The 21,045-nt window shown below is 70.8% G+C and carries 20 protein-coding genes; 5 read left to right on the top strand and 15 right to left on the bottom strand.

What is annotated here, in order from left to right; genetic code table 11:
• Positions 1 to 26 precede the first annotated feature (26 nt).
• Positions 27 to 650, top strand: a complete 624-nt coding sequence (locus ABZS61_RS26855) for an NUDIX hydrolase (protein ID WP_356426399.1) — start codon at positions 27 to 29, stop codon at positions 648 to 650.
• Between the two features lie 28 nt (positions 651 to 678).
• On the opposite strand, the gene rlmB is transcribed toward ABZS61_RS26855, so the two are convergent.
• The 9 genes from rlmB to ABZS61_RS26810 all read right to left on the bottom strand — a co-directional run bounded on the left by rlmB (position 679) and on the right by ABZS61_RS26810 (position 10,592).
• A complete protein-coding gene (gene rlmB, locus ABZS61_RS26850) occupies positions 679 to 1,635 on the bottom strand; it encodes a 23S rRNA (guanosine(2251)-2'-O)-methyltransferase RlmB (protein ID WP_356426396.1) in 957 nt (318 codons plus the stop codon).
• A 109-nt stretch (positions 1,636 to 1,744) separates the two neighbouring features.
• The gene (gene cysS, locus ABZS61_RS26845; protein WP_356426393.1) at positions 1,745 to 3,145 is read right to left on the bottom strand and encodes a cysteine--tRNA ligase; all 1,401 of its coding nucleotides are present in this window, start codon (positions 3,143 to 3,145) and stop codon (positions 1,745 to 1,747) included.
• Between the two features lie 60 nt (positions 3,146 to 3,205).
• A complete protein-coding gene (locus ABZS61_RS26840) occupies positions 3,206 to 4,474 on the bottom strand; it encodes an MFS transporter (protein ID WP_356426390.1) in 1,269 nt (422 codons plus the stop codon).
• Positions 4,471 to 6,183 (bottom strand): ABC transporter permease subunit, encoded by a 1,713-nt coding sequence (locus tag ABZS61_RS26835; protein WP_356426386.1) that lies wholly within the window; start codon positions 6,181 to 6,183, stop codon positions 4,471 to 4,473. The genes ABZS61_RS26840 and ABZS61_RS26835 overlap by 4 nt, the downstream gene beginning before the upstream one ends.
• Positions 6,184 to 6,187: 4 nt before the next feature.
• The gene (locus ABZS61_RS26830; protein ID WP_356426383.1) at positions 6,188 to 7,699 is read right to left on the bottom strand and encodes an ABC transporter substrate-binding protein; all 1,512 of its coding nucleotides are present in this window, start codon (positions 7,697 to 7,699) and stop codon (positions 6,188 to 6,190) included.
• A 50-nt stretch (positions 7,700 to 7,749) separates the two neighbouring features.
• A complete protein-coding gene (locus tag ABZS61_RS26825) occupies positions 7,750 to 8,352 on the bottom strand; it encodes a GNAT family N-acetyltransferase (RefSeq protein WP_356426380.1) in 603 nt (200 codons plus the stop codon).
• Between the two features lie 196 nt (positions 8,353 to 8,548).
• A complete protein-coding gene (gene ispF, locus ABZS61_RS26820) occupies positions 8,549 to 9,058 on the bottom strand; it encodes a 2-C-methyl-D-erythritol 2,4-cyclodiphosphate synthase (RefSeq protein ID WP_356426377.1) in 510 nt (169 codons plus the stop codon).
• A complete protein-coding gene (gene ispD, locus ABZS61_RS26815; protein ID WP_356426374.1) occupies positions 9,048 to 9,794 on the bottom strand; it encodes a 2-C-methyl-D-erythritol 4-phosphate cytidylyltransferase in 747 nt (248 codons plus the stop codon). Before ispD ends, ispF begins: the two co-directional genes overlap by 11 nt.
• Positions 9,795 to 10,109: 315 nt before the next feature.
• Positions 10,110 to 10,592, bottom strand: coding sequence for a CarD family transcriptional regulator (locus tag ABZS61_RS26810; RefSeq protein WP_006380568.1), 483 nt, complete (start codon positions 10,590 to 10,592; stop codon positions 10,110 to 10,112).
• Positions 10,593 to 11,216: 624 nt separating this feature from the next.
• Between ABZS61_RS26810 and ABZS61_RS26805 the strand changes: the two genes are divergently transcribed.
• Entirely contained in the window at positions 11,217 to 11,891 is a 675-nt protein-coding gene (locus tag ABZS61_RS26805; protein ID WP_356426371.1) for a DUF461 domain-containing protein, read from the top strand.
• A 194-nt stretch (positions 11,892 to 12,085) separates the two neighbouring features.
• Here the strand turns inward: ABZS61_RS26805 and ABZS61_RS26800 are convergent, their stop codons facing one another.
• Together ABZS61_RS26800 and ABZS61_RS26795 are read right to left on the bottom strand one after the other, a co-directional pair.
• Positions 12,086 to 12,766, bottom strand: coding sequence for a response regulator transcription factor (locus tag ABZS61_RS26800; RefSeq protein ID WP_006377546.1), 681 nt, complete (start codon positions 12,764 to 12,766; stop codon positions 12,086 to 12,088).
• Entirely contained in the window at positions 12,763 to 14,034 is a 1,272-nt protein-coding gene (locus ABZS61_RS26795; RefSeq protein ID WP_356426367.1) for an ATP-binding protein, read from the bottom strand. Before ABZS61_RS26795 ends, ABZS61_RS26800 begins: the two co-directional genes overlap by 4 nt.
• Before the next feature lie 247 nt (positions 14,035 to 14,281).
• On the opposite strand from ABZS61_RS26795, the gene phoU reads away from it, so the two are divergent.
• Together phoU and ABZS61_RS26785 are read left to right on the top strand one after the other, a co-directional pair.
• On the top strand, positions 14,282 to 14,959 hold the full coding sequence (phoU, locus tag ABZS61_RS26790; RefSeq protein WP_329208674.1) for a phosphate signaling complex protein PhoU: 678 nt from the start codon (positions 14,282 to 14,284) through the stop codon (positions 14,957 to 14,959).
• Between the two features lie 188 nt (positions 14,960 to 15,147).
• The gene (locus ABZS61_RS26785) at positions 15,148 to 15,297 is read left to right on the top strand and encodes a hypothetical protein (protein WP_356426363.1); all 150 of its coding nucleotides are present in this window, start codon (positions 15,148 to 15,150) and stop codon (positions 15,295 to 15,297) included.
• 144 nt (positions 15,298 to 15,441) lie between these two features.
• On the opposite strand, the gene ABZS61_RS26780 is transcribed toward ABZS61_RS26785, so the two are convergent.
• Positions 15,442 to 16,704: an MFS transporter gene (locus tag ABZS61_RS26780; RefSeq protein WP_356426359.1), complete on the bottom strand. Its 1,263-nt coding sequence runs from the start codon at positions 16,702 to 16,704 to the stop codon at positions 15,442 to 15,444.
• Positions 16,705 to 16,905: 201 nt separating this feature from the next.
• On the opposite strand from ABZS61_RS26780, the gene ABZS61_RS26775 reads away from it, so the two are divergent.
• Positions 16,906 to 17,667, top strand: a complete 762-nt coding sequence (locus ABZS61_RS26775) for a phosphoglyceromutase (RefSeq protein WP_356426355.1) — start codon at positions 16,906 to 16,908, stop codon at positions 17,665 to 17,667.
• A 99-nt stretch (positions 17,668 to 17,766) separates the two neighbouring features.
• On the opposite strand, the gene ABZS61_RS26770 is transcribed toward ABZS61_RS26775, so the two are convergent.
• From ABZS61_RS26770 to ABZS61_RS26760, 3 genes are all read right to left on the bottom strand, one after another.
• Positions 17,767 to 18,258, bottom strand: a complete 492-nt coding sequence (locus tag ABZS61_RS26770) for a DUF5959 family protein (protein WP_356426352.1) — start codon at positions 18,256 to 18,258, stop codon at positions 17,767 to 17,769.
• Positions 18,259 to 18,361: 103 nt separating this feature from the next.
• Positions 18,362 to 18,826: a GNAT family N-acetyltransferase gene (locus ABZS61_RS26765; protein ID WP_356426349.1), complete on the bottom strand. Its 465-nt coding sequence runs from the start codon at positions 18,824 to 18,826 to the stop codon at positions 18,362 to 18,364.
• Between the two features lie 177 nt (positions 18,827 to 19,003).
• Positions 19,004 to 21,034 carry a CocE/NonD family hydrolase gene (locus ABZS61_RS26760; protein ID WP_356426346.1) on the bottom strand — a complete coding sequence of 677 codons (2,031 nt, stop codon included), beginning with the start codon at positions 21,032 to 21,034 and terminating at the stop codon, positions 19,004 to 19,006.
• Between the last annotated feature and the right edge of the window lie 11 nt (positions 21,035 to 21,045).

Genomic DNA, 21,045 nt, shown 5'->3' with positions numbered 1-21,045 from the left:
TAACGGGCTCGGAGGGAGCACGGCAGATGGGTGTCGAGCAGTACGAACGGCTGCGTGCGGAGCGTCCGGAGCTGTTCGCGAACCAGCCCGGTGGAATCGAGATCCTCACTGAGCCGGACGCGGTCTCGGCCGCGGGCGGGGTGCTGTACGAGGACCGGTACGTGGTGCTGCTGCGCGATCCGGTGCGCTTCCCCGACGGCTCCACGGGTACGTACATCCGCTCGATCAGCCCCACACCGGAGCAGGGGTGTGTGGTGCTTCCGCTGCTCGACGGCCAGGTGGTCCTGGTCGAGCACTTCCGGCACGCGACGCGTTCCTGGCAGTGGGAGGTGCCGCGCGGTTTCGGCACGGTGGGCCTGGGACCGGGGGCGAACGCGGCGAAGGAACTGCGGGAGGAGATCGGCGCAGTGGCCCAGGAGATCGTCCCTCTGGGTGAACTTCACCCGGACACGGGGGTGACGGCCGACCGGGTGTCGCTCTTCGCGGCACGGATCGAGGCGCTGGGGCCGCTGGAGACGGCCGAGGGGATCCGCAGCTCCGTCACGGTGCCCTTCGCCGAGGCGGAGGCCATGGTGGCCGACGGGCGGATCACGGACGCCTTCACGATCGCGGTGCTGATGAGGGCGCGGCTGGCGGGCCTGACGGCGTGAGAGCCGTCAGACCCCTGGCCCGCCCGGGTCACGCGCGGCGGCGTGCGACCTCGTACAGGACGATGCCTGCGGCGACTCCGGCGTTCAGGGACTCGGCGCCGCCCGGCATCGAGATCCGGACCCGGTAGTCGCAGGTCTCGCCGACGAGACGGCCGAGGCCCTTGCCCTCGCTGCCGATGACGACGACGACGGGGCCGGCGAGGGCCTCGAGGTCCTCGACCGTGTGCTCGCCGTCCGCGGCGAGGCCGACGACGGTGATGCCGGCCTTCTGGTAGCCCTCGAGGGCACGGGTCAGGTTGGTGACCCGGGAGACCGGGGTACGGGCGGCCGTGCCCGCGGAGGACTTCCAGGCACCGGCGGTCATACCGGCCGCGCGGCGCTCGGGGACGACGACGCCGTGGCCACCGAACGCGTTGACCGAGCGGATGATCGCGCCGAGGTTGCGCGGGTCGGTGACGCCGTCGAGGGCGACGATCAGCGGCTCCTCGTTGTTGTCGTACGCGGCGGCGGTGAGGTCCTCGGGGTGCGCGTACTCGTACGGCGGGACCTGGAGGACGAGGCCCTGGTGGTTCAGGCCGTTCGTCATCCGGTCGAGCTCGGGGCGCGGGGCCTCCATGAGGTGGATGCCGCCGCGCTCACCGGCGAGCTGGATGGCCTCGCGGACCCGCTCGTCGTTGTCGATGTACTGCTGGACGTAGAGGGTGGTCGCGGGGACGCCGTCGCGCAGGGCCTCGAAGACCGGGTTGCGGCCGACGACCATCTCCGACGTGCCCTTGACGCCACCGCGGCGCGGCGCGGGGCGGCGGGACGCGGCCTGCTTGGCCTGGGCGTTCGCCACCCGGTTCTTCTTGTGCCCCTTGCGGTCGGCGGCAGGCGGCGTGGGTCCCTTGCCTTCGAGACCGCGGCGTCGGTTACCGCCGCTGCCGACCTGCATGCCCTTCTTGTTGGACGTGCGGCGGTTCCTGCGCTGGCTGTTCCCGGCCATGACCTACCTGTTTCGTTGCTTCAGAAAAACGTGTCTCAAGTGAAAGTGTGCCGCCCGGATGGCCGGGCGGCACATTTGCGCTGCTCACGCATGGTGCGAAGGGTGCCGCTCAGCGCGGGCCGAGGGTCCACCTGGGGCCGCTCGGGCTGTCCTCGATGACGAGGCCGGACTGGTTGAGCTGATCGCGGATGGCGTCGGCGGCGGGCCAGTCCTTGCGCTCGCGTGCCGACTGGCGCTGGTCCAGGACGAGGCGGACGAGGGTGTCGACGACTCCGTGGAGGTCCTCGCCGTGGTCGCTCTCGCCCGCCCAGTGCGGGTCGAGGGGGTCCAGGCCGAGGACTCCGAGCATGGCGCGCACCTCGGCGAGGCGGGCGACCGCTGCTTCCTTGTCGTCGGCGGCGAGGGCGGAGTTGCCCTGGCGGACGGTGGTGTGGACGATCGCGAGTGCCTGCGGGACGCCCAGATCGTCGTCCATCGCCTCGGCGAACGCGGGCGGCACCTCGGCGGCCGGGGCGACCTCGCCGCCGGCCTTCTCGACGACACGCTGTACGAAGCCCTCGATCCGCGCGAACGCGGACTCCGCCTCGCGCAGTGCTTCCTCGCTGTACTCGATCATGGAGCGGTAGTGCGGGGTGCCGAGGTAGTAGCGCAGGACGATGGGGCGCCACTGCTTGACCATCTCGCTGACCAGCACGGAGTTGCCGAGGGACTTCGACATCTTCTCGCCGGCGAGGGTGACCCAGCCGTTGTGCACCCAGTACTTCGCGAAGTCGTCGCCGAATGCCTTGGCCTGGGCGATCTCGTTCTCGTGGTGCGGGAAGATCAGGTCGATGCCGCCGCCGTGGATGTCGAAGGCGCTGCCGAGGTACTTGTGCGCCATCGCGGAGCACTCCAGGTGCCACCCGGGGCGGCCGCGGCCCCAGGGGGTCTCCCAGCTGGGCTCGCCGGGCTTGGCCGACTTCCACATGGCGAAGTCGCGCTTGTCCCGCTTGCCGGTCTCGTTGTCGCCCGAGGGCTGGCGCAGGTCGTCCAGGTCCTGGTTGGAGAGCTCGAGATATCCCTCGTACGAGCGCACGTCGAAGTAGACGTTGCCGTCGGCCTCGTAGGCGTGGCCGCGCTCGATGAGGCCGCGCATCATCTCGACCATCTCGGTGATGTGGCCGGTGGCGCGCGGTTCGTACGTGGGCGGGAGGCAGCCCAGGGCGTCGTAGCCGTCGTTGAACGCGCGCTCGTTCTCGTAGCCGATGGACCACCAGGGGCGGCCCTGCTCGGCCGACTTCTTGATGATCTTGTCGTCGATGTCGGTGACATTCCGGATGAACGTCACGTCGTAGCCGCGGTATTCGAACCAGCGGCGCATGATGTCGAAGTTCAGACCGGACCTGATGTGCCCGATGTGCGGGGCGGCCTGGACAGTCGCGCCACAGAGGTAGATCGAGACACAGCCCGCTGTGAGCGGGACGAAGTCACGGATCTGCCGGGCGTTGGTGTCATGCAGGCGAATAGTCACCTCTCAAGGGTAGTGGGCCCGCACCAGTGCCCAGCGCCCCCTGTGGAAAACGTGTCCCAACTAATCCGCGACGGTGTCCGGAGGCACCGGCGTACGCCCGCCCCGGGGCAGTGTCAGAGCGAGTGCGGCACCCGCGAGGGGCACGGCGGCGAGCGCGGTCCACAGGACGGGCCCCGGGGTACCGAGGAGCATGCCGGTGGCTGCGCTGCCCACGAGGACGGCGAGGCCGGAGACCGAGGACAGGGCCCCGGTGGCGAGGCCGAGCCGGTGGTCGTCGACCAGGTCCGGTACGAGGCCCCGGGCGGCCGGGACCAGCAGCATCTGGCCGAGCGTGAGCAGGACCACGAGCGTCGCTCCGGGGAGCAGTCCGGCGGGCCCGCCGGGCGCGAGGGGTACTGCGGCGAACCCGGCGGCCACGACCGCGAGACCGGCGACGAGTGCGGTGCGGGGTGCGATGCGGTGGGCGGACCAGCGGGTGAGGGGCAGCTGGACGCCGACGACGAGGAGGGAGGAGAGCGCGAAGAGTCCGCCGAGCGCGCTCTGCGACCCGGTGGCGTGTTCCACCTCGACGGGCAGGGCGAGGTACAGCTGGTTGTAGGAGACGAGGTAGGTGCTGTGGGCGAGGCACAGGACGAGGAAGGGGCGGTTGGCGAAGACGTCGCGGGGGGTGCGCGGGAAGCCGCCGCGGCCGGGCCTCCCGGCGGCGGCGCGCGGCCGGTGCGGCATGAGGCGGGCGTGCCCGGCCAGTACGCAGCCGAAGACGAGGGCTCCGGCGAGGCAGGCGGCCCGGAATCCGCCGCCCAGGAGCAGGGGCAGGGTGCCGAGCAGGGGGCCGAGGAAGGCCCCGGCCTGGCCTGCGGCCGAGAACACGGCGAGGACCTGGGCGCGCGGGGTCCCGGTTTCCGACTCGTGTGCGACGGCGGCGCGGGCGGTCTCGGACTCGACGGCGGGCGAGTAGAGCGCGGCGGCGAAGCCGATGAGGACGACGGCGGCGATGACGGTGGCGGTGGAGCCGGCCAGGGCGAGCCAGCAGAGTCCGGCGATGCGCAGGGCGCAGCCGGCGAGGACGACCGGGCGGGGGCCGTAGCGGTCGGTGAGGGCGCCGCCGATGACGAAAAGGCCCTGCTGGCTGAACGTACGCAGCCCGAGGACGAGCCCGATGAGCCAGCCCGCCATGCCGAGTCCGTCACCGAGGTGGGTGGCGAGGTAGGGGAGAACGGCGTAGAAGCCGATGTTGAAAGCGAACTGGGTGGCGGTGAGGAGCCGGAGGTAGGGCTTGGTGCCGGGGTGGCCCGGGCGGGTCCGGACGCGTTCCGGGTGCACGGTCACCGGTGACGGCTGCCGCGTACGGCTGCCGAGGTGAGCACCGCGAGCGCGCCGAGGACGGCGAGGGCCGCGGCGGGGGCGAGGACGGCCCAGGGGGCCCGTTCGGCGTACGGCATGTTCTCCGAGAGGATCCGGCCCCACTCCGGCGCCGGGGCCTGTGTCCCGAGGCCGACGAAGCCGAGGGAGGCGAGCGCCAGGGCGATGGCCGGGACGCGCAGGACGGCGTGGCGGACGACGGGCGGTACGACGCCCGGCAGGAGGTGGCGGCGCAGCAGGTGGCCGCGTCCGGCGCCGAGGGCGACGGAGGCGGCGAGGTGCGGTGCGGCCTTCTCCTGTGCGTACAGCGCGGCGGTGTGGGCGGCGAGCGGCGCCCACGCGACGGCGGCGACGGCGATGGCCGCGCCCCAAAGGCCGGGGCCTGCGATACCGGCGGCGACGAGACCGGCCAGGACTGCGGGCAGGGCGTTGGCCGTCTCGGTCAGGGCTCCGGCGCGGAGGGCTCCGGCGACAAGTCCCAGCAGCAGGGTGACGGCGCCGACCGCGAGGGCGGTGAGCACGGTCCGGGCCGTGCCGTGGCCGAGCCGGGCGAGGACGTCGCGGCCCAGGGAGTCGGTGCCCAGCGGGTGGGCGGCCGAGGGGGAGGCGAGTCGGGCGGCGGCGTCGACGGACAGCGGGTCGCGCAACAGGCCCGCGACGGTGACCGCGGCCAGGAGTGCGGCCAGCGTGACGGCGGTGACGGTGACGCGGCGGCGGACGAGCAGGGGCGGGGCGGTGAGCGCGGGCAGGGCCCGCGCGGTCCGGGCGGGGCCGAGGAGAGCACGGGAGCCGAGCCGGGCCGCGAGTCCGGCCACGAGTCCCAGAACGAGCAGCAGCAGGACGCATGCCTGGAGTACGGGAAGGTCCTGGGCGAGGGCTGCGGCGAGCGCGGTGCCGCCGAGGCCGGGTATGGCGTAGAGCGTCTCGACGGCGACGGCGCCGCCGGTGAGGCCGACGACGATCAGCCCGAGCTGCGGCAGCAGGGCGGGCAGGGTGCGGTGCAGGGCGTGGGCCGCGATGCGGCGCGGTGGTATGCCGCCGGCGGTGGCGGCCCGGGCCCAGGGTTCGGCGAAGGCGGCGGGCAGCGCGTCGTCCAGGAGCCGTCCGAGCAGGGCGCCGGCCGGGATGGCCATGGCGAGGGCGGGCAGGACGAGCTGCTCGGCGCGCCCCCAGCCGAGGGCTGGGAACCAGCCCAGCTGTACGGCGAGGACGGTGGCCAGGACGGCGGCCAGCAGGAATTCCGGCAGGGCGGCGAGGACGGCGGCCCCGCCACCGGCCCGGGTGGTGGCGAGTGCGCGGCGTGCGCCTCGTCGGAGTGTCGGGGCGGCGAGGGCGAGGGCGAGGGCCAGGGCGACGGTGAGCGAGACGCCCATCAGCGTGAGCGAGACTCCGAGCGCGGACATCACGTCGGGGCCCACGGGCTGCCCCGAGACCCAGGAATCCCCCAGGTCGCCGCGGAGAAGCCCGCCCGCCCAGTCGCCGAGGACGTGCAGCGGGCCGCCGTCGAGCCCGGTCTCCGCGCGAATGGCGTCGAGTACCGCGGGCGTCGGCGGCCGGTCCGCGTAGCGGGCGTGCAGGATCGTCAGGGCGGGGTCGGTCCGGGTCAGCCGGGGCAGCAGGCCGATGACGGCGACGGCGGCGAGGAGCGTGCCGAGCCGCCCGGCCAGGTACCTCATCCGGTCACCCGATGTGGGTGTCGGCGGTGATGAGCGTGCGTTCCATCGGGTCGAGTGCGACCCCATCGACCCGGCCGGAGTCGTATCCCTGGACGAAGCGTTCATGGACGAGCGGCACGAGGGCGTCGGTGCCGAGCACAGCGGCCTCGGCGGTCATACCGGCCCGGTGGCGCTCTTCGGTGCCGGCGAGGGAGGCGGCCTCGGCGACGGCCGCGTCGACGCGCGGGTCGCAGAGCTGGGAGATGTTGAAACTGCCGTCGCAGGTGAAGTCGGAGGCGAGGTAGGAGACGGGGTCGGCGGTGTCCAGGAGGGTGTTGCGGGCCTGGATGAACGCGTCGTACTTCCCGGCGAGGGCGTCGGCCTCCAGCTGCGCGTAGTCGCGGACGACCTGCTTGACGGTGAAGCCGCGCTTCTGGAGCTGCTGCTGGACGATCGTGGCGACCTCCGGGAGCTCGGGCCGGTTGGTGTACGTGGCGAGCACGATCTCCTTCGTCTTCGCCACCTCGCCCCGTCCGGCTGCCTCGGCCCGGTTCGTGGGAGCGGTGCGCTCCTTCGCCGCCCAGGGGACTCCGGGGCCGAGTAGGCCCTGAGCGGTGTCGGCCCGGCCTTCGTAGACGCCGTCGGCGAGGGCCTTGGAGTCGATCGCCTCGCGGGCGGCGGCGCGCATGGCCGGGTCGGCGAAGACACCGCGCCCGGTGTTCAGTGAGAGTCCGCCTGTCCGGGCCGAGGGGAACTCGTGGACGAACCCGTCGCCGAGCAGCGACGCCTGTGAGATCGGTACGTATTCGGCGACGTCCACGGACTCCGTGCGCAGGGCGTTGGCGCGGGCGGTCCCGTCGGCGACGAAGGTGACGTCGACGCCCGGGGACTTCGCCTTGTCGCCCCAGTAGGCGGTGTTGCGCTCAAGGGTGGCGGCGACCGCGCCCCTGACGTCGGTCAGGGTGAAGGGACCGGTGGCGTGCCCGGCGGGGTTCACCTTGCCGCTCCGGTAGGCGTCGGCGGACAGGATCGTGAGGGAGGGGTTGGCGAGCCGCTGCGGAAGCAGCGGGTCGGCGTTCTCGGTGACGATCCGTACGGTGTCCGCGTCCGTGGCCGTCGCGCGCAGGCTTGTGTCGGAGAGGGCCCTGGGCAGCGGGGATGCCTTCCCGGCGGCGGTGAGGGAGCGCACCACTGCGTCGGCGTCCACGACCGTGCCGTCCTGGAAGACGGCGTCGCGGAGCGTGAACGTCCAGGTGGTGGCGTTGTCCCGCTTCCAGGACGCGGCGAGCGCGGGCCGGGGGGCGCCGTTCCTGTCGAGGGTGGTGAGGCCCTCGATCACGGCGAGCCGGCTGAGGGTGACCGCGTCGTCGCCGTAGGGGGACATGGCCTGGGCGGGCGGGAAGGCCATGACGACCCGGAGTCGCTGCGCGCCGCCGGCCGCCCCGGAGTCGTCGGGCGAGGCGCACGCGGCGAGAGGGACGAGCAGGGCGGCGAGGGCCACCGGCAGCGGGGAGCGGCGGCTTCGGAACGTAGGCATGACGACGACCTTATATGAAAACGATTATCATCTATTTTTAGGGGTCGTGCTCACGCCCCGGATCCGTCCGCCCGCCCCGGCAAGGGCAACTCGAAGTGGACGATGCCCTGACCGCCGCCCGGCAGCGCACGCTCGTCGCAGACCTCGTGGGCGAGCGCACGCCAGAACGGCTCGGCTCCCGGCACGGCAGGATCGGTGTGCAGGTAGAGCGAGGTGTAACCCCCCGCCCGCGCGGCGAACGCACCCAGCTCCCGCACCAGCCGGCGGGCCAGCCCGTGCCGGCGGTGTTCGGGGCGTACGTAGATCCGGCACAGCTGGGCGGTGGAGCCGGACGGGAAGCGGTCCGCGACCCACTGCGGATTGGGCGGCGCCTGGGGACCGCGGTCACGTACCGCGCCGGTCGCGACGATCTCCCCGCCGTGCTCGACGACGAGGAGTGTGCAGCGCTCGGGCCGCAGATAGGCGGCCTCGGGGTCGATGATGTCGGCGTGCCAGCGCGGTACGTAACCGGACCTCAGGTCGCGGTAGACGGTGTCGAGCATGACCGCCCGCGCGCCGCCGAGGTCCCGTGCGGTCGCGGTCCGCAGGACGTATCCGTCCGCGTCGCTCCGGGCACCCCGCGCCCGTGCCGTTCCGGCGGTCGCGCTCACCACTGACCCTCGCCTCGCTCTCACCCCACGCACATCACCTGCCTCATCAGCGTATGTGCAAGTGATGTGCAATAAGGCACCGGGGCGGACCCGGCCCACAAAAGGGGCTTCAGGGGCGCCGGGGAAGAGACCGGCCCACGACAGACCTCAGGGGCATCGGGACAGGGGGCGGTCCACGAGAGGCCTTGGCGGCCCCGGGTCAGCCGGTGCGGTAGACGAGGGCCGTCGCGATGCCCGCGATGCCCTCGCCGCGGCCGGTGAATCCGAGACCGTCGGAGGTCGCGGCGGACAGCGATACCGGCGCGCCGACCGCGTCGGACAGTACCTTCTGCGCCTCGTCGCGACGCTTGCCGATCTTCGGGCGGAGGCCGACGACCTGCACGGCGACGTTCCCGATTCCGAAGCCCTCGGACCGCACGATGCGCGCCGCCTCGGTGAGGAGCGTGACTCCGGAGGCTCCCGACCACTCGGGGCGGCCGGTGCCGAAGTGCTGTCCGAGATCGCCGAGCCCGGCCGCCGAGAAGAGGGCGTTGCACGCGGCGTGCGCGACGACGTCGGCGTCGGAGTGCCCGGCCAGGCCGGGCCCTTCGCCCTCCCAGAGAAGCCCCGCGCACCAGAGCTCGCGGCCCTCCTCGAACGCGTGGATGTCCGTACCGATGCCGACGAGCGGGATCAGCGGCACCGGCTGCTTCGCGGTTTCAGAATCCATCGTTCGCCCTCCGGCGTGCGAGAACGGCCTCGGCCAGGACGAGGTCCAGGGGCCTGGTCACCTTGAACGCCTCTTCATGCCCGGGTACGACGACGACGGGCGCGCCGAGCTGCTCCACCATCCCCGCGTCGTCGGTCGCGCCGTCGCCGTCGACCGCCACGGTGCGGTGGGCCCGCACGAGCGTGTCCCGGTCGAAGCCCTGGGGCGTCTGGACGGCACGCAGCCTGGCGCGTACGGGGGTCGACAGAACCGGCTCGGGCTCGCCCGGCGTGCCGGGTTCGACTTCCTTGACGGTGTCGGCGAGCGGCAGGGCCGGTACGACGGCGGGTGCCCCCTCCCGTACGGCTTCGATGACCGCGTCCACGGTGTCGACGGGCACGAGGGGCCTGGCGGCGTCGTGGACGAGCACGACGGAGATGTCGTCGGGGAGCGCGTCGAGTCCGATCTGCACGGACTCCTGGCGTGTCGCACCGCCCGGGACGACCAGGTAGTCGGTGCGCTCGGGCAGGGCGTGCTCGTCGATGAGGTTCTTGACGTCGGGCGCGCCGTCCGGCGGCGCGACCACGACGACGAGCGTGACCGCCCGTGACGCGGCCATGGCCCGTACGGCGTGGATCAGCATGGGTGTCCCGCCGAGGCGGCGGAGCGCCTTGGGGGCTCCGGGCCCGAGCCGGACGCCGCGGCCGGCTGCGGGAATCACCGCTGCGGTGCGGGCGGGGCGCGGTTCAGCAGGCATCGGTGACATCGGTGACATCGGTTGCACTCCGAAGCTTCGGCAGGTTTGTTTCCGCGGCCGACGTGGGTATGGCCTGGGGGTACCCCCAGCCGTAGGTTGGGGGAGAGCCGGGCGCGACGCCTTGACTCGACCGGGACCCCTTCCGTGACCCCTGGTCGGGCAAGCCGCAGCGAGGGCTCGTCCGTGGTGGAGGGGGGATGGCGCCAGTAGCGGATCCGACAGGATCCGAACATGCCGCAGCGCCCGACGACTCACCGTCAAAGACGGTTCGTCAGCGGGCACCGCGGCACATTCTTGCGACCGGTGTGATCCGGTTCAGGACGCGAGGACCTCGTCGAGCAGAGCCTCGGCCTTGTCCTCGTTCGTGTTCTCCGCGAGAGCAAGCTCGCTCACCAGAATCTGGCGGGCCTTGGCGAGCATGCGCTTCTCACCTGCGGAGAGTCCGCGCTCGCGCTCACGACGCCACAGGTCGCGAACGACTTCGGCGACCTTGATGACATCGCCGGAGGCGAGCTTCTCGAGATTTGCCTTGTAGCGTCGGGACCAGTTCGTCGGCTCTTCGGCGTACGGCGCGCGCAGCACCTCGAAGACCCGGTCCAGCCCTTCCTGCCCGACTACGTCACGCACACCGACGAACTCCGCATTGTCCGCCGGTACACGAACAGTCAAGTCGCCCTGGGCGACCTTGAGCACCAAGTAGGTCTTGTCCACGCCTTTGATCTGGCGAGTTTCGATAGCCTCGATCAGCGCGGCCCCGTGATGGGGATAGACCACGGTGTCGCCAACCTTGAACGTCATGTGACAGGTACCCCTTCCGTGGCTATCCAGAGTAACACGAGAACCGCTTCTCCTGAATGGCGTTTTCGCAGGTCAGGGCATATCTCGGGGCTTGACAACAGCAACACGAACGTGCTGCGGAAGGCTTCCGGAAGGCGATATTCGCAGGTCGGAGCGGGCGCGCGGGCGAGCCGAAACGCGCGCGTCACACGGACCGGAAGCCCTCCGGAAGGGACTGAACGTCCCGTTTTGCCGGATTCTGGATGGTGATCTTTCCGTACTCCGTTCGGACATCGATCACCCGTACGAGTCTTTGAGTCGATGGTCAATGAAATTGATCAACGGCCGGCAGCCGGGTGGATTATGCGCAGGGAATGCGCCGTCACCAGGAGAATTGATCACCGGCCGCCCGCCCGGCGATCACGCGGGTTTTGTGAACGGCGTGCGAAACGGCGTGATCGCTGCGCGATCGGGAGCCGCGCCCACGCCGTACGGCCATAGGGGGCGGGTCGGGTGCGGGCCCGGGACGGTGGCTCGGTAACCTGAGCCCGCTGACACACACTTAGGGCGGCTTTACACCGCTCGGCCTTCCTGTCCGCAGAGTCCGAAGTCCGCAGTCCGAACGTTCAAGGAGTTGCCGCCGCCGTGAGCCGCAGCCTTCGACACGGCGCCCTCGCCGCCACTGCCCTCGTGTTCTCGATCGCCTCGTTGTCCGCATGCAGTGCGGGCACCAACGCGGAGACGCTCAAGGTCAGGCCGGACAACGCAGCCACCGCTGTCGACCACATCAAGATCCAGAACGCGAACGTGATCACCCAGCCCGGGCACGAGACGGAGGGTCCCGCCGCCGTCACCGCCACGCTGTTCAACAACGGCACCAGCAGCGAGGTCCTGGAAGCCATCACGCTGCCCGGCACCAGCGCCACCGTGGAACTGCGCCCCGCCAAGGGCAAGGGTCCCGTCGTGATCCCGGCCGGCGGACGGGTCATCCTGGGCGGCAAGGGCAACGCCTCCGCCGTGGTCGAGGACGGCACCCAGGCCGGGCGGGACGGCGGCGTACAGCAGGTCGTCTTCCAGTTCAGCAAGACCGGTGACATCGGACTCGGCGCCATGATCGTCCCGGCAGCCGGCTTCTTCAAGGGCTTCGGCCCGAGCGCGGTGCCGTCGCCGAAGCCCACCCCGAAGCCTTCGGAGGACGCCTCCGAGACGCCGGGCGAGGTGTCGGACTCCCCGTCCGCTTCCGCGTCCGAGGAGTCTTCGGCCTCGGAGCCGGAGAGCGGCTCCGGCACGCCGGCGGACGAGGCGTCCGCCGACCACTGATCCACGCGTGAAAGGGGGCGTCTCCGGCCGGGAGACGCCCCCTTTTTCATACGGCTGACACTGCGGCTGTTTCTTACGGCTGATACTGCGGCTGCGGCCGCGGCTGCCCGCACGGCCGGACGCGTTTCCGGCCTCGACTTTCCGGCCTCGACGCGGCGTCAACGCGTCAACGCGGCGCCGACGCGGTCACCGGTTTACGGCTCGAACTTATAGCCCAGCCCCCGCACCGTCACCAGGTACCGCGGCGCCCCCGGGTCAGGCTCGATCTTGGCGCGGAGTCGCTTCACGTGGACGTCGAGGGTCTTCGTGTCACCCACGTAGTCCGCACCCCATACCCGGTCGATCAGCTGCATGCGCGTCAGGACGCGGCCGGCATTGCGCAGCAGCATCTCCAGGAGGTCGAACTCCTTCAGCGGGAGGTCGACCTTGCCGCCGGAGACGGTGACGACGTGACGGTCCACGTCCATCCGCACCGGACCGGCCTCCAGGGCGGCCGGTGTGACCTCCTCCGGCTCCCCACGGCGGCGCAGGACCGCGCGGATGCGGGCCACCAGCTCCCGCGAGGAGAAGGGCTTGGTCACGTAGTCGTCGGCTCCTATTTCCAGCCCCACGACCTTGTCGATCTCGCTGTCCTTGGCGGTGACCATGATCACCGGGACGTTCGACTTCACCCGCAGCTGCCGGCAGACCTCCGTACCGGGCAGCCCGGGCAGCATCAGGTCCAGCAGGACGAGGTCGGCGCCGTTGCGCTCGAACTCGTCGAGGCCGTCGGGGCCGGTGGCCGCGATGGCGACCTCGAAGCCTTCCTTGCGAAGCATGTAGGACAGGGCGTCGCTGAAGGATTCCTCATCCTCGACGACAAGCACTCGGGTCACGGAAGAGCCTCCGGGGCAGGAAATGGTTCAAAAGTGTCGGTCTCGTACGGCCCCTCGTCGTCAACGGACCGACCGTTGACGATGAGCGGTCCGCCGGTGGTGCGCCCCCGTACGACGCCCGATTCGGGCAGTCGCAGGGTGAAGGTGGAGCCCTGGCCCTCAGAGCTCCAGACGGTGACCTCCCCGCCGTGCGAGGCGGCCACATGCTTGACGATGGCGAGGCCGAGACCGGTGCCACCAGTGGCCCGGGACCGGGCGGGGTCGACGCGGTAGAACCGCTCGAAGACCCGCTCGCGGTCCTTCTCGGAGATGCCGATGCCCTGGTCGGTCACGGCTATCTCGATCAGATCCCCGCCGGGTGCGACCAGCTGCCGGGCAGCGATGCCGACGCGGGTGCGGGCGGGGCTGTAGTTGACGGCATTCTCCACGAGATTGCCGAGCGCGGCAGCGAGCTGTCCGCGGTTTCCCCAGACGAAGAGGTCCGCCGTACCGCCCGAGGCCATGGTGATCTGTTTGGAGCCCGCCTGCTGGCGGCACCGGTCGATGGCTTCGGCGACCAGTTCTTCCACCCGAACGGGTTCGGCATCCTCGAGCGGGTCATCGTTCTGGACGCGCGAGAGGTCGATGAGCTCCTGCACGAGGTTGGTCAGCCGGGTCGCCTCGATCTGCATACGTCCGGCGAACCGTTCCACCGCCTCCGGGTCGTCGGAGGCGTCCATGACCGCCTCGGAGAGCAGCGAGAGCGCGCCGACCGGGGTCTTGAGCTCATGGCTGACGTTCGCGACGAAGTCGCGCCGTACTGCTTCTATGCGACGGGCTTCGGTGAGGTCCTCGACCAGCAGCAGCACCAGCCGGGAACCCAGCGGAGCGACCCGGGCGGACACGGCGAGCGCCTCGCCCCGACCCGTGCCGCGCCGTGGGAGGTCCAGTTCGACCTGTCGTATCTCACCGTCGCGACGGGTGTCCCTGGCCATGTGGAGCATCGCCTCGACCGACAGGCGCCCGCCCCTGACCAGGCCCAGCGCATACGCGGCGGAGCTGGCCTTGACGACGCTGTCGCTCTCGTCGAGCACGACGGCCGAGGAGCTGAGCACGGAGAGGACCGTGTCCACCCCGGGGGGCAGCGCGGCGTTGCTGTCGGGCCGCAGGGACGTACGCGTGGGCTGTCTCTGCTCGCGTTCGCTCCAGCGGAACGCAAGCATCGCGATGACACCGGTGCACAACCCGGCTATCGCGGCAGCTGCGGCGACTGCCGCGTTCACGTCCATGCTTCAAGGTTATGCGGGTGCGTCGGGTCTCTCCCAGCCATCCGGGTGCCATCTCGAACACTCGTCGCCCAGAGTTCACCGAGGAGAAAGTGGCGGTTCACTTCGGGGGCCGGATCCCGACTCGTTGTGCCCTCACCGTGGGAGCGTGGGGTCGGCCCGGAGACCCCGGCTCAGCAAGACCGCCCGGCACACGGGGGACGCCGCCTCCCGTGTGCCGGGCGGCCTAAGAATCTGGAGAGGGACTTCCATGCGCGACGCTTACCACGAGGAACTCGATTCGATCGGCGAAGGCCTGGTCGAGATGGCCCGGCTCGTCGGCTCGGCGATCGGCCGGGCGACGACGTCCATGCTCGACGCCGATCTCAAGCTCGCCGAGACCGTGATCGCCGCGGACCAGAAGGTCGACGACCTGCAGCACGACCTCGAGGCACGGGCCATCGCGCTGCTGGCACGCCAGCAGCCGGTCGCGACCGATCTGCGGATCGTGGTCACCTCGCTGCGCATGAGCGCGGACCTGGAACGCTCGGGCGACCTCGCCCAGCACGTGGCCAAGCTCGCCCGGCTGCGCTTCCCGAATTCCGCCGTGCCGCACGACCTGCACGCCACCATCCTGGAGATGGGACAGCTCGCGCAGCGCCTGATGGCGAAGGCCGCCGAGGTCATCATCACGAAGGACGTCGACCTGGCGCTCCAGCTGGAGCAGGACGACGACGAGATGGACCTGCTGCACCGGACGCTGTTCCAGCACCTGATGGACGACCGCTGGAAGCACGGCATCGAGACGGCCGTCGATGTGACCCTGCTCGGCCGCTACTACGAGCGCTTCGCCGACCACGCCGTGTCGGTCGCCAAGCGCGTCGTCTACCTGGTGACGGGTGAGCACGCGGACGAAATCCAGACGTCCACCCCGGTCGAAGGGGCGTAGGGGCGCGGAACGTGCGCGGTCGCACGTGTGTCTCCGCGCACGTGCGCCGTTGATGCGCCCGCCGGGGTGGGCATGCAATGGGGGCGGGGGCGGCACGCCATGCCGTATGCCCCCGTCGTGCACAGCTGTCGTACGAGGGCCCAGGCAGCTGCCGTACGCCGCCGAGTCGTACCCCCCGAGGAGGGACCATGGCCGATTCGCCCATGACCGAAGCCCAGCAGGAGACCCCGACCGAAGTGGTGCAGCTGACCGTGCTCGGAGCCTGCGGATGCGGCTCGGGCTGCGGGTGCGGCTGCCAGTCCGGCGCGCCGTGCCAGTGCGGTGGCTGCTCCGGCTGACCGGGCAGATGCGGCGATGCCCCGCGGCGGACGCGTGACGCCGCGGGGCATCGCCGCGCGCGCTTCACGCCGGGGGCTCCCGTCGGACGGCGGACCGCCGCCCCCGGTCGGGCCGCCGGTGCCTGGTCGGACCGCCGCCCCCGGTCAGACCGCCGGCTCGGCGACCGCCCGTTCGGGAGCGACGGGCGCCGCGACCACCGGATCCGGCAGCTTCCGCATCAGCAGCCAGTAGCCGAACGCCGCCGCGGTGCCCAGCACCGCGCAGGTCACCCACAGCCAGTCCGCGCCGAAGTGGTCGATCACGAAGCCGGACATCAGCGGTGCGACGAGCGCCGCAGCGGACCAGGACAGCGTGTACATGCCCTGGTAACGGCCCCTGCCGTGAGCCGGGGAGAGCTGGACGACGATGCCCGTCTGCGTCGGGGCGTTGACGATCTCGGCGAGGGTCCAGACGCACACCGTCAGCGCGTACACGCCCACCGACCCCGCGAAGGCGGTCAGCCCGAACCCGTACCCCGCGAGCACGGACGAGATGATCAGCAGGCGGCGTGGGTCGCGGTGCTGGATGAACCGGGTGACCGGAATCTGCAGGACCACGATCAGCACGCCGTTGACGGCGATGGCCGTGCCGAAGTCCGAGCTGGAGAACCCGTCCGCCCCCATGGCCACCGGCAGCCCCAGGTGCCCCTGCTGGAAGATCAACGCGACCAGGAACGACAGCCCCACGACGCCCATGTAGCGCCCGTCGCGCAGGACCGTGATCAGCCGCACGTCGTCCGGGGCACGGGTCCCGGCCACCCGGGGCGCCACCTCGGGCCGGGACTCCGGCACCTTGAGGAAGACGACGACGGCGCAGACCAGCGTCATGGCTGCCTCGCCCAGGAAACCGGCCAGATAGCTGTACTCGGCGATGAAACCGGCCGCGGCCGAGGAGATGGCGAAGCCCAGGTTGATGGCCCAGTAGTTGAGCGAGAACGCACGCACCCGGTCCTCGGGCGGGACGATGTCGGCCATCATCGCCTGCACGGCCGGCCGGGACGCGTTGCTGGCCATGCCCACCACGAAGGCCATGGCGGCGATCGCGGCCGGATGGACCATGAAGCCGAGCACGGCCACCGACGCCGCCGTCGAGAGCTGCGCGATCAGCATGGTGGGCCGACGTCCCAGCCGGTCCGTCATCACCCCGGCCCCCAGCGAGGAGACGACCCCACCGAGCCCGTGGAGGGCGGCGACCAGGCCGGCGAACGAAGCCGAGTAGCCCCGGTCCAACGTCAGATAGAGCGCCATGAACGTGGCGACGAACGCCCCCAGGCGGTTGACCAGCGTGCTGGTCCACAGCCACCAGAACTCCCTGGGGAGCCCGGCAACCGTCTCGTGTGCCGCCTTCCTGAGACCGGCGACGGGCATAGGGCTCCCCCTGGGGACGTACGAACGGATGCGGACCCACAGGTGTAAGCGGTCCTATAGCAGTCCGAACATTACGAAGACGGGGTCCCGAACCGCCACTCGATTGACGCCCATCGTCAAACGACGCGCCCCCGCACCCCCCTTTGTCCGCCCTGTGACCGGACGCGCGAAGGCCGCGCCGGTTCGATTACGCTCGCAGTCATGGCCGACGCACCGTACAAGCTGATCCTCCTCCGCCACGGCGAGAGCGAATGGAACGCCAAGAACCTGTTCACCGGCTGGGTGGACGTAGACCTCACGGACAAGGGCGAGAAGGAGGCGGTCCGCGGCGGTGAGCTGCTGAAGGACGCCGGCCTGCTCCCCGACGTCGTGCACACCTCCCTCCAGAAGCGCGCGATCCGCACCGCCCAGCTCGGACTGGAAGCCGCGGACCGCCACTGGATCCCCGTCCACCGCTCCTGGCGCCTGAACGAGCGCCACTACGGCGCCCTCCAGGGCAAGGACAAGGCCCAGACGCTCGCCGAGTTCGGCGAGGAGCAGTTCATGCTGTGGCGCCGTTCGTACGACACTCCGCCGCCCGCCCTCGAGGACGGCACCGAGTTCTCGCAGAGCGACGACCCGCGCTACGCCTCCATCCCCTCGGAGCTGCGCCCGCGCACGGAGTGCCTCAAGGACGTCGTCGACCGCATGCTGCCGTACTGGTACGACGGCATCGTCCCGGACCTCCTCGACGGCAAGACCGTCCTGGTCGCTGCCCACGGCAACAGCCTCCGCGGCCTGGTGAAGCACCTGGACGGCATCTCCGACGACGCCATCTCGGGCCTCAACATCCCGACCGGCATCCCGCTCGCGTACGAGCTGGACGCCGACTTCAACCCGCTGAAGCCGGGCGGCACGTACCTCGACCCGGACGCGGCGAAGGCCGCGATCGAGGCCGTGAAGAACCAGGGCAAGAAGAAGTAACGCGACACCGAAGAGCCCTCGACTTGCGATTTTCTCGCCGGGCGGGGGCTTTTGGGTGGGGCTGGGCCGTGTGGGCCGTCAGTTGCTCTGGTCGGGCCGTCAGACCTTGCGAGCACCCCGCCACTCGTAGGCGCCGGGTGATGTCTCGACGACCTCGCAGGGGTAGACCTCGCGGGCCTGGGCGAGCAGGTCCCGCTGCTCCGCGACCCAGGTCGGTGACACGAACAACGGGACTGTGACAGTGACTCCTGACGACGGCCCGTCGTGCACGGACACCCAGAGCCCGCCGCCCTCGTCAGGCGTGAACTTCATCGAAGGAGTCCGCCCCGATACGAGCCACATGGCGAACCGGCCGGACTCCAGGGTCTCCAAGGAGCCCTCCCAGTCTTCAAGGTCCTGGGGGAGAAGGGTCACGGCGAAGGTGCCACTGACGGATTCCCCCTTGATGACGATCTCGCAGTCGAGGAAGTCGTGGCCGGTCAGAATTCCCGGCTGATAGCGACCCAGGATGCGCACGGAGACACTTTGTCCGCTGGTGCCGGCCCTGTCGGCCAGGTGAATCAAATTGATGACGCCGTCCGCCGAGTTCATGGATTCCCTCCCCGAAGTGACCAGGTCCGAGCATCCTGCCGGACCACCTGCGGCTCTCACCGCTCGGGGCTGGAGGATTCGCGTAGACGTCGGACAGCGGGGCTCAGGTCGGGTTCTCGTCGAGCACCAACATGATGTGCTCGTGCTCGCCGTAGCGGACCGTCTCGGTACGCCGGAAGCCGAGCTTCTCCAGCAGCCGCACCGAGCCGGTGTTCCCGGCGAAGGGATCGGCGTGCAGGGGACGGGCCTTCTCCCGCTCGAGGAACAGCGCCAGGGCTCGCGTGCCGATCCCCCGGCCCCAGTACTGCCTGCCGAGCCAGTACCCGGTGAAGCGGCGCCCCTCGTCCCACCACGCCACCACGTTGCCCGCCAGTTCTCCGTCGACGGTGATGGCCTGCACGAAGTTGGTGGGATCCCCGAGAACCTTCGTCGTCCAGTGGGTCATGAAGGCTTCCCGTTCCCGGGGCCGGAACTTCGACCGTTCCATGGCCTCAGGATCATGCTCCTGTGCGAAGAACTCCTCCAGATCGGCCGGTTCGACGTCTCGCAAACGCACCTGATCACTCATGCCGACGGAGTCTGTCACCAGCCACTGACACCCACTGGGGGCCGATGGACCGGACGAGCTCCGCGACGACCCTGGGCCAGGAGAGAAGCAGGACCGGCGGGCGAAGGCCCCTGAGCCGCGAGGGGGACGCGGATCAGGGGCCTTCGTCCGCTCCGGCCGCTCTCTCCGGCCGACGGGTCAGACGTTCTCTCTCGGGATGTGTTCGTTCCAGGTGCGGGAGAAGACCCGGCGCCCGTCCTCGTATCCGTCGAGCGTGGCGTCGACGTGGAAGGTGTCGCTGTCCGAGGTCAGTACGGTGCGGGTCTCGACCCGGACGTCCCAGTCGGGGCGGCCGAAGCGCATCTCCCAGGCCGACTCGCCGCGCACCGACCCGAAGTCCTCGCCGATCCAGCTGTACTTCTCGCAGGCCCTCAGCCCGGTCTCGATGCCGGTGTCCTCGTACCGCTGGAGTCCACGGTCCTTCACGATGTCGAGCACCGACCGGTAGTCCACCAGGTTCCTCGTCACGGTCCATGCCTGCTCCGGCTCGCTCAGCCGGGTGACGGGGGGCGGCGCGCAGCCCTCGGGTTCGCCGAAGGGGCGCAGGGCCTTGTCCTCCGGTACGTCGTCGGGGCGGACCGGCAGGGTCAGGGTGCTGCCGCTCTCGTACACGCTGAGCAGCGCCGGTTCGGGGGCCGGCCAGACCAGGGGCCAGTACGAGGTGGACAGCGACAGCCGGATGCGGTGTCCGGGCGGGAACGCCTGCGCGACGCTGTGGAGCGGTACGCGCACCCGGTAGCGCCTGCCCGGTTCCAGTTCCTCGGGGGCTTCCTTGCTGTCGCGGTGGGTCAGATTGAGTACGCCGTAGGTCACTCGCGTCGAGCGCCCGTCCGGTGCGACGTCGGACAGCCTGACGTTCAGCTGGGCCACCGGTGCGTCCGCGGCCACCTCCACGTCGAGGACGGGAGCGCCGAGGATCTCCATGCGTTCGGCCAGCGGCTCGGTCTGGAACACGAGTGAGCCGCCGTCCTCCTCGCGCTGGTCGTAGGGCAGGTCCGGCGGGGCGTTGTACGAGGCCCATTTGCCGGCGAACTGGCCGACGGAGAGCGGCGACTGGACCGTGTGGACACGGTCCTCCCGGTTGTCCCGGTCCTCCGGATTCCCCAGGGCGCCGTCGCGCAGCGGGAGGACGGACTCACTGACGTTGGGCGAGGGCCAGGACGGCTCGCCGACCCATCGGCCGGGCCGTTCCTCGTAGGAGGTGGAGGGCGGGACGCTCTCCTGCATCCAGGCCCGGAGCATGGGGCCGTCCATGACGTCGTTGTCGATGCCCTTGAGCCAGTGGTCCCACCAGCGCACCACTTCCTGGAGGTATCCGATGGCCGGTCCCGGCTCGCCGAGGTGCGGAAGTTTGTGCGACCAGGGGCCGATCAAGCCCTTCCGGGGTACGTCGACGTGGCTCAGCAGCCGGGTCACGGCGTTGGAGTAGCCGTCCGCCCACCCGCTGGAGGCGAGGACCGGGCAGCGCAGGGCGGAGTAGTCCTCGCTCAGGCTGGCATGGCGCCAGTAGCCGTCCCGCTGCTGGTGGCGCAGCCACTCCAGGACCCAGGGGCGTGCGGCGTCGAGCCGTTCCCGCCACATCTCGCGCCAGCGTTCACCGACCACGGCCGGATCGGGCGGGCAGGTGGCGTAGGCGAACATGGTCCCGGCCTCGGCCAGGTTGTCGGACAGCATCGCGCCGCCGAGGTAGTGCATGTCGTCGGCGTACCTGTCGTCGGTGAACGACGCGATGCAGATGGCGCGCAGGCTCGGCGGCCTGCGGGCGGCCGTCTGGAGGGCGGCGAAGGCGCCCCAGGAGATGCCCATCATTCCGGTGTTCCCGTCGCACCAGGGCTGCTCGGCGATCCAGGCCAGCACGGCCTCGGCGTCGCTCTGCTCCTGTTCGAGGTATTCGTCCAGCAGCACGCCCTCCGACTCGCCGGTCCCCCGCAGGTCGACGCGCACGCACGCGTAGCCGTGTCCGGCGATGTAGGGGTGGTTGATGGCGTCGCGGGTCGAGGTGAGGTCGTTCTTCCGGTACGGGATGTACTCGAGGACGGCCGGCACGGACTCCGCGTCGGAGGCCGTGGGGCGCCAGATCCGCGCGGAGAGCTTGACTCCGTCCTCCATGGGGATCGTGACGTGCTTCTCTTCCTGGATCGCGCAGGGCAGCCGGTCGACGTAGCGCATGCCTGTGCGAC

The organism is Streptomyces sp. NPDC005566 (genome assembly GCF_040605575.1).
Taxonomy (GTDB): domain Bacteria; phylum Actinomycetota; class Actinomycetes; order Streptomycetales; family Streptomycetaceae; genus Streptomyces.
The sequence above is the reverse complement of the archived record's forward strand: the minus strand, read 5'-3'. Positions and strand labels throughout refer to the sequence as shown.